The sequence below is a fragment of the Amphibacillus cookii genome, from assembly GCF_016908375.1.
Classification (GTDB): domain Bacteria; phylum Bacillota; class Bacilli; order Bacillales; family Amphibacillaceae; genus Amphibacillus_C; species Amphibacillus_C cookii.
In genome coordinates, this window is the sequence record NZ_JAFBDS010000006.1 from 50,027 (window position 1) to 64,322 (window position 14,296).

Consider the following 14,296-nt stretch of genomic DNA (forward strand, 5'->3'; position numbering starts at 1 on the left):
TGAAAAGAATGGCGAAAGTTAGACAAGATGCGTGGTCACATGAAGACGATCTACTCTTGGCAGAAACTGTCTTGCGACATATTCGTGAAGGTAGTACACAATTAAATGCTTTTGAAGAAGTTGGCGATCAACTAAATCGCACCTCAGCCGCTTGCGGATTTAGATGGAATGCTGAAGTTCGACAAAACTATGACCAAGCTGTTGCCATTGCCAAGCGTCAAAGAAAGCAAAATAAACGCGAGCAATTACGTCAACATAAAACCAATCAAACGACCACCTCCCTCTTTAAAGAGGAAAACAATGAGCAATTAGAAAAGCAACTCTACAATCATTCTAAACAAGAGACTTTAGATTTAAATGCGGTTATTCATTATTTAGTTGGCTTAAAAAAACAAACAGAGCAATCCAACAAACAAGTCATCGCATATAGTGACCTTGAACAAAAACACCAGGCATTGCTTACTGAAAATAAACAATTAAAGCAAGAGGTTGCATCATTGCAGAAACAGTTAGAAACGGTTCAAGAAGATTATCAAACTTTCTTAAAGATTATGGATCGTGCGAGAAAAATGGTTGTATTCAGTGACGAAGATGAGAAGAAACTACCAACTTTTATAATGGACAAAAACGGTAATCTAGAGCAAGTAGCAAGATAAATAAGGTCTTTTTATCTAGTCAGTCTTTACGTTTTACGAAGCATCCATGCGTTCATCAACATTGGTTTGTACGTCATTTATCGTAAAAAAGACTACGTTATGAATAGAGAGATTTGTTGCGCTCTGCTAAAAGAGATGGTGTGAATAAAATCACACCATCTCTTTTTTGTAGAAGTGTCTTTAAGTAGAGAAAGGAAATGTTAAGATCCTCACTTGCTTTCCACGGAGGAACGGCCGATCCTCATCTAAAAACCGTTTAAACCTTGATACAGTCGTGATCACCATCACATATAGAGCCAAGCATGTAGAAAGAGGTTCTTTGTCAAATGACGTTGGTGACAATTTTTTCCGGCAATTTTATAGATGAATTTCACAAATATTCAAGTCGGATTATGCTGCTTGAATGTTTGTTTGGTTAGGTGCATTTTGGACTGATTTCGATTCAATAGATCTTAACTTAATTTGAATGTCTATCTACACGTAAATTCATACGGGTTCGGTCAGGAAGTGATGAGACTCCGGCAGGAATAGCACGAGCTGAAGCCGTGCCTGCGGAAAGCGAATCACTGGATGACTGAACCCATTTCTATTTTTAGAGAAATAGAAATGACGTTAACGAAAGTCTACCCTCATTTCACAAACGCATGAAATAGAGAATTTCCTTCACCAACGTCAAATAGGATACAACCTAGAAAGAGCACATTTCACTAGTGAAATGTGCTCTCATTATTTGGTCGATGAATCAATCCCGATCGTGCCGTCTAAATAAAAAGTTTTGAACCCGCTCTTGGCAGGTGGGTGCTTTGTCCCTTGCTTTTTACTTCCTCAACACAACAAGGCATGTAATCCACAAGGAAACGTCAAGCTCCCGACTTTATAATGTTCGGTCAAAACATTAATAATTTCAACGCACACATCAGGATTTATTAACCGATTCATTATTGACTTATGCTCATATATTAGCATATAAAAATAAAATAATCAAGTCGTTATGAAAGGGATTTCAACACCCTATTCTTCTTTGTTTTCCGTGTTTAATCGTTGTAAATGAAGTTCATCTAACTGCTTTGAACTTACTTGTCCGGGTGCATTTGTCAATGGATCTGAAGCTGATGCCGTTTTAGGAAATAGTATTGTGTCCCTTAGATTTGTTTTACCTGCTAACAGCATAACTAAACGGTCAAAACCTAAAGCAATACCACCGTGCGGAGGAGCACCATACTCAAGAGCTTGTAAAAGGAAGTCAAACTGCTCAGTAGCTTCTTCTTTTGAAAAACCAAGCACTTTAAACATCTGTTCCTGTAGTTCCTTTTTATGAATGCGAAGTGAACCGCCTCCTAGTTCAAACCCATTTAGAACTAAATCATAGGCCTCTGCTTTAACAGAACCAGGATCTGTTTCAAGTTTATCCAAATCAGATGCGATCGGTGATGTAAATGGATGATGTGCTGCAAAATAGCGGCCAGCATCTTCATCATACTCTAATAATGGCCAATCAGTCACCCATAAGAAGTTGAATTGATCGGTATTAATTAAACCTAATTCTTTTGCTAATTTTTGTCTTAGCGCACCTAAACTGTCATTTACAACTTGCGTTTGGTCAGCAACAAATAAAAGTAAGTCCCCATTTTTTGCAGATAAATGTGTGACTAATTCTGTTTGAGCAGCCTGATCAAAAAACTTAGCGATCGGTCCCTTCAACTCGCCTTCTGCCACTTTTAACCATGCCAAACCTTTAGCGCCATATATCTTAACAAAGTCTGTTAATTTATCAATATCTTTTCTTGAAAATTTCTCAGCTTGGCCTTCAACATTAATGGCACTTACTTTTCCACCAGATGAAACCGCACTTGAAAACACTTGAAAATCTGAATTGATAACCAATTTAGATACATCAATAAGTTCTAGTCCGAAGCGCGTGTCTGGTTTATCAGAACCATAACGTGACATAGCCTCATCGTAGGTCATTCTTGGTAATGGTAATGAAATATCTATTCCCTTTACATCTTTGATAATGCGCTTCATCATTTGCTCTGTCATATCAATAATTTCGTCACTTGTCATAAAAGATGTCTCAATATCAATTTGCGTGAACTCTGGTTGACGATCTGCTCGCAAATCTTCATCACGGAAACAACGCGCAAATTGAAAGTAACGTTCAAAGCCAGCCATCATAATTAATTGTTTAAACAGTTGTGGCGATTGTGGCAAAGCGTAAAAATGCCCCTGATGAACACGACTTGGAACAAGATAGTCCCTTGCACCTTCTGGTGTACTTTTGGTCAGCATTGGCGTCTCCATCTCTAAATAACCTTGTTCATTGAGGTATTGTCGAATAACTTGTGAAACATGATGTCGTAATTTAAATGTGTATTGCATGGATTCTCTGCGCAAATCGATATAACGATATTTCAAACGAACATCTTCAGAAATATCATCACCTTCCAAAACAGTAAATGGCGGATTTTTAGCTTCATTTAATATCTTGACGTGACTTACCGATACTTCAATTTCCCCAGTCTTCAATTTAGTGTTAACCGTTTCAGCATCACGTTTAACAACTTCACCTTCTAGCTCTATGACGTACTCACTTCTCACTGTTTCAGCTATCAAAAGCGCCTTTTCAGAGATCGCCGGATTAAAAACAGCTTGTACAACACCAGAACGGTCACGCAAATCAATAAATATCAAGCCACCTAGATCACGTCGTTTCTGAACCCATCCTTTAAGTAATACCTTTGTTCCTATATTTTCTTTTGTTAGTTCACCAGCAAGCTGACGTTGTTCTGTCATTAATATAAGCCCCCTTATAACCGTTCTTTAATATATGAAATGAGCTGGTCAAGTTTAACAGCTGTTTGTTCACCATTATCCATATTCTTAACCATTGCTTCTTTGTTTAATATTTCTTCATCACCAAGAATAACAACCCACTTCGCTTGTTGACGATCAGCTGTCTTGAATTGAGCCTTCATTTTCCTGTTTAAGTAATCTTTATCCACTTGAATACCAGCTAGGCGCATTTGATGAACCAATTCGACTGCTTTCAATTCAGATTTTTCACCGATTGACACGACATAACAATCTAAGCCTTGAGCTACCGGCAAATGTATCCCTTCTGCGTCTAATGCCATTAACAATCTCTCAACACTTAAAGCAAAGCCAATTCCAGGTGTGCTTGGACCTCCTAAATCTTCAACGAGCCCATTATAACGTCCACCACCAGAAAGTGTTGTAATTGACCCAAATCCCTCTGCATCACTCATAATTTCAAATGCTGTATGATTGTAATAATCCAAACCTCGAACAAGGTTAGGATCGACCACATAAGGAATGTCCATGGCATCGAGATATGTCTTTAATCGATCGAAATAAAGTTCTGAAGCTTCTGATAAATAATCAAGTATTTTAGGTGCACTAGCCATTGCTGGATGATCTTTATCTTTTTTACAATCTAACACCCGTAAAGGATTTTTCTCTAAACGGCTTTGACAATCCGAACATAATTCATCTTTGTGTGGCATAAAGTGTTTAACTAGTGCTTCACGGTGATGTTCTCTACTCGCTTGGTCACCAAGTGAATTTAAAACGAGGCGTAACGATTTCAGACCAAAGCTTTGATAAAAAGACATGGCCAAACCAATCACCTCGGCATCAATGGCAGGATCAACACTACCTAATGCTTCAATTCCAAATTGAACAAATTGACGCATGCGCCCTTGTTGGGGGCGTTCATATCGAAACATAGGACCACTGTAAAATAACTTTTGTGGTTGGTTAGCTGAGCCATGCAATTTATGTTGAACAAAAGCCCGCACCACTGAAGCTGTACCTTCTGGCCTCAAGGTTAAGCTTCTATTCCCTCGATCATCAAAAGTATACATTTCTTTTTGGACAATATCAGTAGTATCACCGACTCCCCTTTGAAATAACTCAGTATGTTCAAATATTGGTGTTCGTATTTCTTGATAATTGAAACGTCGGCACCACTCATTAAATTTGCTTTCAACATACTGCCATTTTTCACTTTCTCCTGGAAGAATATCCTGAGTCCCTCTTGGTAAATTAATCATCTTCTTTCCTCCTATTACTTAGTTAAAATCAAACATCTTCTATGTAAATCGTTTAAGAGAGTAGATCATTGTTTTTTTATAGTTTTAAACACAAAAAAAACGCCTCCCTAAAAATAAGGGACGAGCGAATACCCGTGTTGCCACCCTAGTTGAATTAATAATAATTAATCCCACTTTAAACAAATAACGCTTGTCCGCGGCTATGCTTACTAAACGTTCAACATAGCACCTAAGGAATGTCTTTCATTAAAATGCCGGATAGAGACCCTCTCAGCTAATAGATCTCCTCTCTTTCATCTACATGTTTTAACTACTCTTTCCCTCATTGGTATTAAATTTATCTAAATGATTAGAATTGTTTATAATATTACTGTTTGCGTTGCTTATTGTCAAGCCTGATTTGTTAAATTTCTTTACCAGACTAAAGAATATTTTGACTTTAATGCTCACTTTTGATTATCATTAAAGGTGAGATCAGTTGGAGGGGTTTTTTATGTTTCCAAAAAAGTACATAATTATTTTTATAACCATTTGTTTGTTATTGATTATATTTCCATCACCAATGCTATCTGCACAGTCGGTTAGAATTGATACAAATGACCTTTTGATTCGAAGCGGACCGGGGACGCAGTTTGATCCCTTGGGTCATGCGAATGATGGAGATACCTTCCCTCTAGAAGAAGAACAAGCGGACTGGTTTGCCATTGAGTACAATGGAGAAGTCGGCTGGGTGAGCCGTCAATATGCCTCAATAATTAGCGAAAATACAAACCATCACGACGTGGAAACACAACGCGATGACCATCTTTCCTTTCCGTATGCTTTTAAAATCCCAGTTGAAGTCGTTAACTTACGAAGTGAACCCACTGCCCATTCGACTAAACTGGATGAAATTCCTTATAATGAAGAAGTAACTGTTCTTGATCATGTAAATGAGGATTGGATAGAAGTTGAATGGCAAGAACAACACGGTTACATTCCAGCTATAATGGTGGATGAAATGATTAATAAGCAATCAAGTACTTTAGCTACATTGCAAGGAAAAACGATTGTTATCGATCCTGGACATGGTGGACATGACGTTGGAGCGGTTAGCGTTACTGATCGATATGAGAGTGATTATGCCCTATACACATCAAGAATCTTACAACATCAATTAGAATTGCTAGGTGCTAAGGTGTATATGACCCGCGATGATGATTTCTATTACGCTTTAACACCGCGTTCATCTTTAGCCAATTACGTACATGCAGATGTATTTTTAAGTATTCACTATAATAGCGAACCCCAATATCCATCAGCTACTGGTATCAATACATTTTATCGAAATGAAACCGATCAGGGGTTAGCAACAGCTGTACACAACGCTGTAATTAAAAAAACAGAAGCCAATGATCGCGGTTTTGAATCAGGTGATTATCTTATTCTAAGGGTATCTAAGCGTCCGAGTTTGTTACTTGAACTTGGTTTTCTATCAAATACCGAAGAAGAGCAAAATATCCAATCGCATACTTATCAACTCAACATTAGTCAAGGGATTATTGAAGGATTGAAAGCCTATTTTAATGATTAATCCTTTAAAATAGCAAGCAGTTAGCGTGAATATGTTTATTAATTTAACACTTATTTCATACAGAAAAATGCAGATTCGATCATCTTTAGCAAATGTTGACTTTCTTATGCTGCTCTTTAGAAAGTCATCTCCATGCTTTGTTAATCTTTTCTGCTTCTCTAACATAGAACAAAGGATAAGGGTTTAACCGCCTTATCCTTTGTTTTTGTTTATTCATTCAAATCAAATGTTTCGCCTTTAACTAAATACATCACATTTTCAGCTATATTCGTTAAATGATCACCAAAACGTTCAATATATCGAGCACTAAAGGCCATCTGCATAATTAATTGAATCTTTTGCGGATTACTTGCTGACATATGCAACAGTTCCTCAAGCACGTGACTAAACATATTATCGATTAAATCATCTAATTCAGATAATTGCTTTGCTAATTTTACATCTTCTTTATAATAAGCATCTATTGCAAGATCAATCATTCTAAACGCAATATCTCGCATATCCGCTAATGATGAATGAATGGTTAACTGATGATCCTCTCCTAGCCGAATGGCTGACCTGGCAATGTTTTTAGCGTTATCAGCCATGCGTTCTAGATCTGTCGATATTCGAATCGCAACAATTAGCTTCCTTAAATCTGTCGCAACCGGTTGTTGACGGGCAATTAATAGAATTGCCGCTTCATTTATTGAAAGATCCATTTCATCTAATTGTTCATCAGCTTTAATCACCCGTTCAGCTAAGTTAACATCAGCTTGATAGAGTGCTTCAACCGATTGTTCTAATTGGCGACGAGAAGATCTTGCCAATTGAATTACTTTATCTTTTACTTCCAAAAGCTCTTGATCAAATTGCTCACGTCCAACCATTAAAATACCTCCTTAATGTTTAACCAAAACGACCCGTTATATAATCTTCTGTTCTTTTATCTTCTGGTGTTGAAAAAATGGTATCTGTATCTTTAAATTCAATTAATTCACCATTTAACATAAATGCTGTCCGATCAGAAATGCGTGCAGCTTGTTGCATGTTATGCGTGACAATGACGATTGAGTAATCCTTTTTCAATTCTTGTATGAGTTCTTCTACTTTTAATGTTGATTTAGGATCTAATGCTGACGTAGGCTCATCCATTAAAATAACATCGGGTTCAATGGCTAATGCTCGAGCAATACACAATCTTTGTTGCTGACCACCAGATAGGCTATAAGCATTTTCTTTTAAACGGTCTTTTACTTCATCCCATATCGCTGCACCTTTTAAACTTTTCTCAACAATTTGATCGAGTATCTTTTTACTCTTAATTCCGTGTATTTTAGGACCGTAAGCTACATTATCATATATCGACTTAGGAAATGGATTAGGTTTTTGAAAAACCATGCCAACTTTTGTTCTTAATTCTTCAACTTGAAACGTTTTATCTAAAATATTCCGTTCACGATAGTGAATAACACCTGAGGTCTGTACACCTTGAACGAGTTCGACCATCCGATTTAATGTTTTTAAAAATGTTGACTTCCCACATCCGGAAGGACCTATTATTGCGGTCACTTCTTTTTCATAGATCGGTAGATTTATATTTTTTAAAGCATGGGTTTGCCCATACCATAAGTTTAAATCTTCTGTGTAATAAACAATATTTTCATTTGACGCTTCAACCGTTTGATTAAGGGCTACCCCTGTAACAAAATCCATTTGTTTCCCTCCTATAGTTAATATCTTTTTTGAAATTTATTTCGTATGATTATTGCAGTTGAATTTAACAGGAATAACATGAATAATAATACAATGATAGTCGCTGAAGCTAAGTTTGCGTATTCATCAACTAATGAGGCATCTAATGTCCAATAATAAATTTGCATAGGGAGCACTGTAAAACGATCAAATAACCCACCGGGAAAAGGAATCAGTAGTGCGGGGATACCTAACACAACAAGTGGAGCCGTTTCACCAATCGCTCGAGATAACGCAAGAATTGTTCCGGTTAAAATACCCGGTAAAGCAGCTGGTAAAATTATGTTTTTTACTGTTTGCCATTTTGTCGCCCCTAAGCCAAAAGAAGCCTCACTTAGGTGTTGTGGCACTGCACGAATGGCTTCTTGACTGGAAACAATAACGATCGGTAAAACGAGTAAAGACATGGTTAATCCACCAGCTAACACCACACTTCCTAAACCAAGTGTACGGACAAAAATAGTCATCCCTAAAATTCCATAAACGATTGAAGGTACGCCTGCCAAATTAGCGATGTTTGTCTGGATAACTGATTGGGCTTTTCCTTGCTTCGCATAAAGTTCATTATAAATAGCCGTACAAACGCCTAATAACATCGTAATCGGTATAACAACAGCCATTAGCCAAAGTGTACCTAAAATGGCCCCCATTATCCCTGCATGATCAGGATCAGTTGACAACCGTCCACTTAAAAAATTCACATTAATGTAGCCTATACCTTCTGTAAACACTTGAATCAGTAATATCGCTAGCACAATAATCCCTACTGTCGTTGCTAAAAAGAATACACCTTTAAATAGGTTGTTATATAAAATACGGCGATTCATTTTTTTTAAGACTTGGTCAGATTCCATATATTTCATTTAATATTCCTCCCTAAAGCGACGAGAAACATAGCGTGCTAAAATGTTCATCACTAAAGTAAATAAAAAGAGTGTCATCGCAACGGCGTATAAACTATAATAAATCGTTGAACCAGCAGGTGCATCTCCAGCTGCAACCTCCACCACATATGCTGTCATCGTTTGCATCGATTCTGTAACATCTAAAGTGAAGTTCTTTGAGCTACCGCTGGCAATGGTGACAATCATCGTCTCCCCTATCGCTCTGGATATCCCCAGTACAAAAGAAGCAATAATGCCAGAAAGCGCAGCTGGTATAATGACTTTAAAGGTTACCTCAAGCTTTGTCGCACCTAAGGCGAGTGCACCTTCACGCATGGCGTTAGGAACAGCACTCATCGCATCTTCAGATAGTGAAGCAATCATTGGGATAATCATGATTCCCATCACAAGCCCCGGACTTAGAATATTCGTTGCCCCTAATTCAGGAATAAACTGACGCAAAAGTGGTGTAACAAAAGTAAAAGCAAAGAACCCATAGACAATCGTCGGAATACCAGCTAATAACTCTAGCATCGGTTTCAGCACACGACGGGTACGATCTGATGCGTATTCACTTAAAAAAACAGCCGTCATTATTCCAATCGGTCCTGCAACAAGCATGGCGATGAGCGATGAAATGATCGTTCCATTAATCAACGGCAATACACCAAACTCAGGATTTTGACTTAACGGCCTCAATACTGTACCTGTAAAAAATTCAATGACAGAGACACGTTCAAAAAATTCAATGGTTTCAGTAACAAGGACAAGCACAATACCTACCGTCGTTAACAAGGATAAGAATGCTACAACAAATAAAACCTTGGGTATTGTTTTTTCACCAAGCATGAGTAACTTTCTTGAATCTTTACTCTCTTCAATTAATGTTTTTACACGCACAGTATCTTGTGTATTTGTATGACTATTTATTGACACAATTAACCCACCTTTAAGCTGACGGTAAAGAAGAGAGCTTCATTGCCCTCTTCTCACCCTCATCAATCTATTTATTTTAAGCCTTCTAAAAATTCAACATCAGCTTGTACTTCCTCTTCAGGTAATGGAGCAAAGCCCGTTTCACCTGCAAAGGTGTTAACATTATCCATTAAGTAAATCGCATAATCGAGTACTTGAGGCTTAGATGCTGCCATATCTAAATTTAAGTAAGTAAATACGGGTCGAGTAAATGGCGCATAATCGCCGCTCTCATCAATCGTCTCAAGCGTTGGCTCTACCGGACCATCACCAAAATCAACACTTACTACACCTAATTGATCTTGATTATTTACATAGTAACCAAAACCAAAGAATCCAATTGCATTCTCATCCTCACTGATCAGTGTAACTAACGTTGAATACTCTTGTTGTAAATCAACACCGTCTACAAGATCAGCTTCATCTAATATCTTTTCATAAAAGAATTCGTATGTTCCATGATTTTCATTAGGACCATACGTATTAATTTCTTCTGCTGGCCAGTCAGAATTTATATCAGACCATTGTGTAATACCACCATCTGCACGAAAAATGTTAACAACGTCTTCTTCAGTTAATTCTGTTGCCCAGTCGTTATCAGGGTGAACCACAAAGGTTAAACCATCTAAAGCTACTTTTAGCTCTTTCACTTCAAAGCCAGCTTCTTCTGCAGCTTGTAATTCCTCCTCTTTAATTTGACGGGAGGCATCGTTAAAATCAGTACCGTCCGGAACTAGGAATCTAGCAAAACCTGCGCTTGTTCCTGCACGAGCAACTTCAACTGATACATCATGCTGAGCGACAGTCATATACTCTTCCGCTACACGCGCCATTAATGGATAAACAGTTCCAGATCCATCAATAACAACACTACCTGACAATGCTTCGTCACTAGCCTGATTATCTTCAGTTTCATCATTTGAATCTGCTGGATCAGCATCAGTATTGGCGTCGTCTCCCCCACATGCCGCTAAAAAACCAATCATTAAGATCATAAATAAACCTAGTCCTACTAACTTCATTTTTTTCATCAAATAAATCCTCCTCAGTTTCTATATATGATTCACGGGCTTTTTAACTTGGCCACAAACCCATCTTAACGCCTAAGTTTGAACTTATCGTTAATTGAATGTTAAGAACTTGTAAATTTTAAAATGATGTTTATCTCGAGATGACTTGCTTTAGGGGTTTTTTGGGGGAAGTGACCTCATTTTTGACGTCACAAATATACAATACGCTAAAGCTATTTTCTAAAAATAATTGCATGTAAAACTTTAAATAGAAATACGGATAAATAATCATTCAACTTTCGCACACTGAAAATAGTCATTCAACCTTGATCGTGTTCAATAGGCTTGTTGACATTACTTCTGCATGCGTTTAGCACGTTATGTCGTTCCGAAAAGCAAGGGATTCGCTTTCCGCAGGCACGGCTTCAGCTCGTGCTATTCCTGCAGGAGTCTCATCACTTCCTGACCGAACCCGTATGAATTCACGTGTAGATAGACATTCAAATTAAGTTAAGATCTATTGAATCGAAATCAGTCCAAAATGCACCTAACCAAACAAACATTCAAGCAGCATAATCCGACTTGAATATTTGTGAAATTCATCTATAAAATTGCCGGCAAAAATTCTCACCAACATCATTTGACAAAGAACCCAAAAAACATGCCGCATTAAGGGCATGTTTTTTATTATTGGCGATCTCGACTATCAATCATAATCGTTACCGGCCCATTATTTATTAAATCGATATCCATCATCGCACCAAACTTTCCTGTTTTAACCGTAACACTTAATTGTTGCATTTGTTGATTAAAATAATCATATAATGGCTCAGCTTGGTCAGGCTTTGCGGCCTCCATAAAGTTAGGACGGCGACCTTTCCGTGTATCACTATATAAAGTGAATTGTGATATTGACAATAATTGACCTTTAACATCTAATAAGGATAAGTTCATTTTTTCTTGATCATCTTCGAAGATACGAAGATGACTTATTTTTTTGACTAAATAATCTGCATCTTCTTTCGAATCATCATGCGTTATGCCTAATAATACAACTAAACCTTGGCCAATTTGACCAATTACTTGCTCAGCCACTCTCACTTTCGCCTCAGTTACCCTTTGTATGACTGCTCTCATAAAAAACTCCTTCATCTTATTGAACAACACGTTCCACAGTATAAACATCTTTTATTTGTTTTAGACGATCAACAATCTTTCTCAAGTGACTAATATTATGGATTAAAATCGTCAAATGAATAACCACGATTTTATTCCGATCAGATTTTCCACTCACAGCTGTTATATTCGTCCCCATCTCATTAACAGATTGCAATACATCATTTAAGAGCCCTCTGCGATCATATCCTGATATTTCTAAATCAACGTGATATTGTTTAGAACCAGCACCATCATTTTCCCATTCAACATTTAAGGCACGATCTTCTGCACCCTCAATATTCATATTCGGACAATCTTTCCGGTGAACCGATACGCCACGCCCTTTAGTAATGAAGCCAACAATCTCATCACCAGGCACTGGATTGCAGCATTTAGCTAATCGGACAAGTAGGTTGTCAACACCTTCTACTTTAACACCTGAATCTTTTCTTTTGGATGGCTTAGACTTGGATTTTTGTTGTACTTGTTCAATACTATCTTCTAAATCTTGCTTCTGTTCACTTCTTCGCAATTTATCTGTTAAGCGTGTCGCAATTTGTGATGCCGTAATACCCTGGTACCCCACAGCAGCATACATGTCATCAACACTAATGAAATTAAACCGATCAGCTACACGTTGTGTATTCTCTTGGGTTAATACATCCTTTGGGTCAAAACCTGTTGCTCTCACTTCTTTATCAACAAGTTCTTTTCCTTTTATTACATTTTCTTCTCTCTGCTGCTTTTTAAAAAATTGCTTAATTTTATTTTTAGCTTGAGAAGTTTGAGCCATTTTGATCCAGTCACGTGAAGGCCCATATGAATGTTTTGACGTCATAACTTCAACAATATCGCCATTATTTAACGGATAATCTAAGGGCTCCATCTTACCGTTAACTTTAGCACCAATGGTATGATTACCTACTTCAGTGTGGATCTTATAGGAAAAATCAATCGGTACAGATCCTTTAGGTAATTCAATGACATCACCTTTAGGTGTAAAGACATAGACCATATCAGCAAATAATTCAACTTTTAATGATTCCATGAATTCTTCTGCATCATTCGTTTCACTTTGGGATTCAAGAATCTCTCGGAACCATGCCAATTTCTCTTCAGAATTTTCTTTACCTGGTTCCAACTTTTTGCCTTCTTTATAAGCCCAGTGTGCAGCGATACCATATTCAGCAATTTCATGCATTTCTTTCGTTCGAATTTGCACTTCAAGAGGAGCGCCTTTAGGACCAATTACCGTCGTGTGTAATGACTGATATAAATTTGGCTTTGGCATTGCGATATAATCTTTAAAGCGACCAGGCATCGGTTTCCAACATGTATGAATAATGCCCAATACAGCATAGCAATCTTTAATACTATTAACAATTATTCTGACAGCTAAAAGATCATAAATTTCATTAAATTGTTTGTTTTGTAAAACCATTTTTCGATAAATGCTGTATAAATGTTTTGGACGTCCCGAGAATTCTGCTTTAATATTAACATCTTGTAATTGTTGTTGAACTTCTTTCATAACTTCTTCAATGTAATATTCACGTTCTTCTCGTTTTTGTTTCATTAAATTCACAATTCGATAATACTGTTGTGGGTTTAAATAGCGTAACGCAGCATCTTCTAGTTCCCATTTCACTGTTGAGATACCGAGTCGATGCGCGAGTGGTGCGAAAATTTCCAATGTTTCATTGGCGATTCGTCTTTGTTTTTCTGGCGGCAGATGTTTTAATGTTCGCATATTATGCATGCGATCAGCTAACTTAATGAGAATAACACGGATATCCTTGGACATGGCAACAAACATTTTGCGATGGTTTTCCGCTTGTTGTGCTTCTTTCGATTTATATTCGATTTTCCCTAATTTAGTCACACCGTCAACAAGCATGGCGACTTCATCATTAAACGTTTCTGAAAGGTCAGTCAAAGAGATATTCGTATCCTCTACGACATCGTGAAGAAATCCCCCAGCAATGGTTTCAGCATCCATCCCTAAGTGCACAAGTATACCCGCCACTTGTACCGGATGAATAATATAGGGTTCCCCAGATCGTCTAAATTGATCTTCGTGCGCTTTATTCGCATATTCATAGGCACGACGAATAAAATTAAGATCTTCATCTGCTAAATATGAAGATGCTTGATCAATCACATCCTGTGCTGTTAAAATATTTTCTTTCGCCATTTGTAATCACCTTAATCCTTTGTTAGAAAAACTTGCACC

General features: G+C 37.5%; 11 protein-coding genes, 1 other RNA gene and 1 other annotated feature. Of the genes, 2 read left to right on the forward strand and 10 right to left on the reverse strand.

The annotated features are described in order from the left end of the window. The first annotated feature begins 8 nt into the window (after nucleotides 1-8). Entirely contained in the window at nucleotides 9-656 is a 648-nt protein-coding gene (locus JOE23_RS09775) for an RsfA family transcriptional regulator (RefSeq protein WP_204438043.1), read from the forward strand. Nucleotides 657-1,397: 741 nt separating this feature from the next. On the opposite strand, the gene ssrS is transcribed toward JOE23_RS09775, so the two are convergent. The 3 genes from ssrS to hisS form a co-directional block, all read right to left on the reverse strand. Further along, nucleotides 1,398-1,582, reverse strand: a non-coding RNA gene (gene ssrS, locus JOE23_RS09780) — 6S RNA. 85 nt (nucleotides 1,583-1,667) lie between these two features. Next, nucleotides 1,668-3,449, reverse strand: a complete 1,782-nt coding sequence (gene aspS, locus JOE23_RS09785; protein WP_204438045.1) for an aspartate--tRNA ligase — start codon at nucleotides 3,447-3,449, stop codon at nucleotides 1,668-1,670. Between the two features lie 14 nt (nucleotides 3,450-3,463). Next, nucleotides 3,464-4,729: a histidine--tRNA ligase gene (hisS, locus tag JOE23_RS09790; protein WP_204438046.1), complete on the reverse strand. Its 1,266-nt coding sequence runs from the start codon at nucleotides 4,727-4,729 to the stop codon at nucleotides 3,464-3,466. Between the two features lie 113 nt (nucleotides 4,730-4,842). Further along, nucleotides 4,843-5,064 (reverse strand) — a binding site (T-box leader). A 158-nt stretch (nucleotides 5,065-5,222) separates the two neighbouring features. On the opposite strand from hisS, the gene JOE23_RS09795 reads away from it, so the two are divergent. After that, nucleotides 5,223-6,302, forward strand: a complete 1,080-nt coding sequence (locus JOE23_RS09795; RefSeq protein ID WP_204438047.1) for an N-acetylmuramoyl-L-alanine amidase family protein — start codon at nucleotides 5,223-5,225, stop codon at nucleotides 6,300-6,302. A 209-nt stretch (nucleotides 6,303-6,511) separates the two neighbouring features. Here JOE23_RS09795 and phoU read toward each other — a convergent pair whose 3' ends face one another. The 7 genes from phoU to JOE23_RS09830 form a co-directional block, all read right to left on the reverse strand. Continuing rightward, nucleotides 6,512-7,171, reverse strand: a complete 660-nt coding sequence (gene phoU, locus JOE23_RS09800; RefSeq protein WP_204438053.1) for a phosphate signaling complex protein PhoU — start codon at nucleotides 7,169-7,171, stop codon at nucleotides 6,512-6,514. A 19-nt stretch (nucleotides 7,172-7,190) separates the two neighbouring features. Then, a complete protein-coding gene (gene pstB / locus JOE23_RS09805) occupies nucleotides 7,191-7,997 on the reverse strand; it encodes a phosphate ABC transporter ATP-binding protein PstB (protein WP_204438054.1) in 807 nt (268 codons plus the stop codon). Between the two features lie 17 nt (nucleotides 7,998-8,014). Beyond that, entirely contained in the window at nucleotides 8,015-8,899 is an 885-nt protein-coding gene (pstA, locus tag JOE23_RS09810) for a phosphate ABC transporter permease PstA (protein WP_204438057.1), read from the reverse strand. Continuing rightward, the gene (gene pstC, locus JOE23_RS09815; protein WP_204438058.1) at nucleotides 8,900-9,856 is read right to left on the reverse strand and encodes a phosphate ABC transporter permease subunit PstC; all 957 of its coding nucleotides are present in this window, start codon (nucleotides 9,854-9,856) and stop codon (nucleotides 8,900-8,902) included. A gap of 71 nt (nucleotides 9,857-9,927) precedes the next feature. Further along, the gene (locus JOE23_RS09820) at nucleotides 9,928-10,926 is read right to left on the reverse strand and encodes a PstS family phosphate ABC transporter substrate-binding protein (RefSeq protein ID WP_204438059.1); all 999 of its coding nucleotides are present in this window, start codon (nucleotides 10,924-10,926) and stop codon (nucleotides 9,928-9,930) included. Between the two features lie 666 nt (nucleotides 10,927-11,592). Beyond that, nucleotides 11,593-12,042: a D-aminoacyl-tRNA deacylase gene (gene dtd, locus JOE23_RS09825; protein ID WP_204438060.1), complete on the reverse strand. Its 450-nt coding sequence runs from the start codon at nucleotides 12,040-12,042 to the stop codon at nucleotides 11,593-11,595. A gap of 16 nt (nucleotides 12,043-12,058) precedes the next feature. Next, complete coding sequence (locus tag JOE23_RS09830; protein WP_204438061.1) at nucleotides 12,059-14,257, reverse strand: RelA/SpoT family protein; 2,199 nt, start codon at nucleotides 14,255-14,257, stop codon at nucleotides 12,059-12,061. Nucleotides 14,258-14,296: the final 39 nt, after the last annotated feature.

Bases quoted from the DNA above. Each gene is read 5' to 3' on its own strand.
- JOE23_RS09775 (WP_204438043.1), top strand. From the start codon at position 9: ATGGCGAAAGTTAGACAAGATGCGTGGTCACATGAAGACGATCTACTC.
- aspS (WP_204438045.1), bottom strand. From the start codon at position 3,449: ATGACAGAACAACGTCAGCTTGCTGGTGAACTAACAAAAGAAAATATA.
- hisS (WP_204438046.1), bottom strand. From the start codon at position 4,729: ATGATTAATTTACCAAGAGGGACTCAGGATATTCTTCCAGGAGAAAGT.
- JOE23_RS09795 (WP_204438047.1), top strand. From the start codon at position 5,223: ATGTTTCCAAAAAAGTACATAATTATTTTTATAACCATTTGTTTGTTA.
- phoU (WP_204438053.1), bottom strand. From the start codon at position 7,171: ATGGTTGGACGTGAGCAATTTGATCAAGAGCTTTTGGAAGTAAAAGAT.
- pstB (WP_204438054.1), bottom strand. From the start codon at position 7,997: ATGGATTTTGTTACAGGGGTAGCCCTTAATCAAACGGTTGAAGCGTCA.
- pstA (WP_204438057.1), bottom strand. From the start codon at position 8,899: ATGAAATATATGGAATCTGACCAAGTCTTAAAAAAAATGAATCGCCGT.
- JOE23_RS09820 (WP_204438059.1), bottom strand. From the start codon at position 10,926: ATGAAAAAAATGAAGTTAGTAGGACTAGGTTTATTTATGATCTTAATG.
- dtd (WP_204438060.1), bottom strand. From the start codon at position 12,042: ATGAGAGCAGTCATACAAAGGGTAACTGAGGCGAAAGTGAGAGTGGCT.
- JOE23_RS09830 (WP_204438061.1), bottom strand. From the start codon at position 14,257: ATGGCGAAAGAAAATATTTTAACAGCACAGGATGTGATTGATCAAGCA.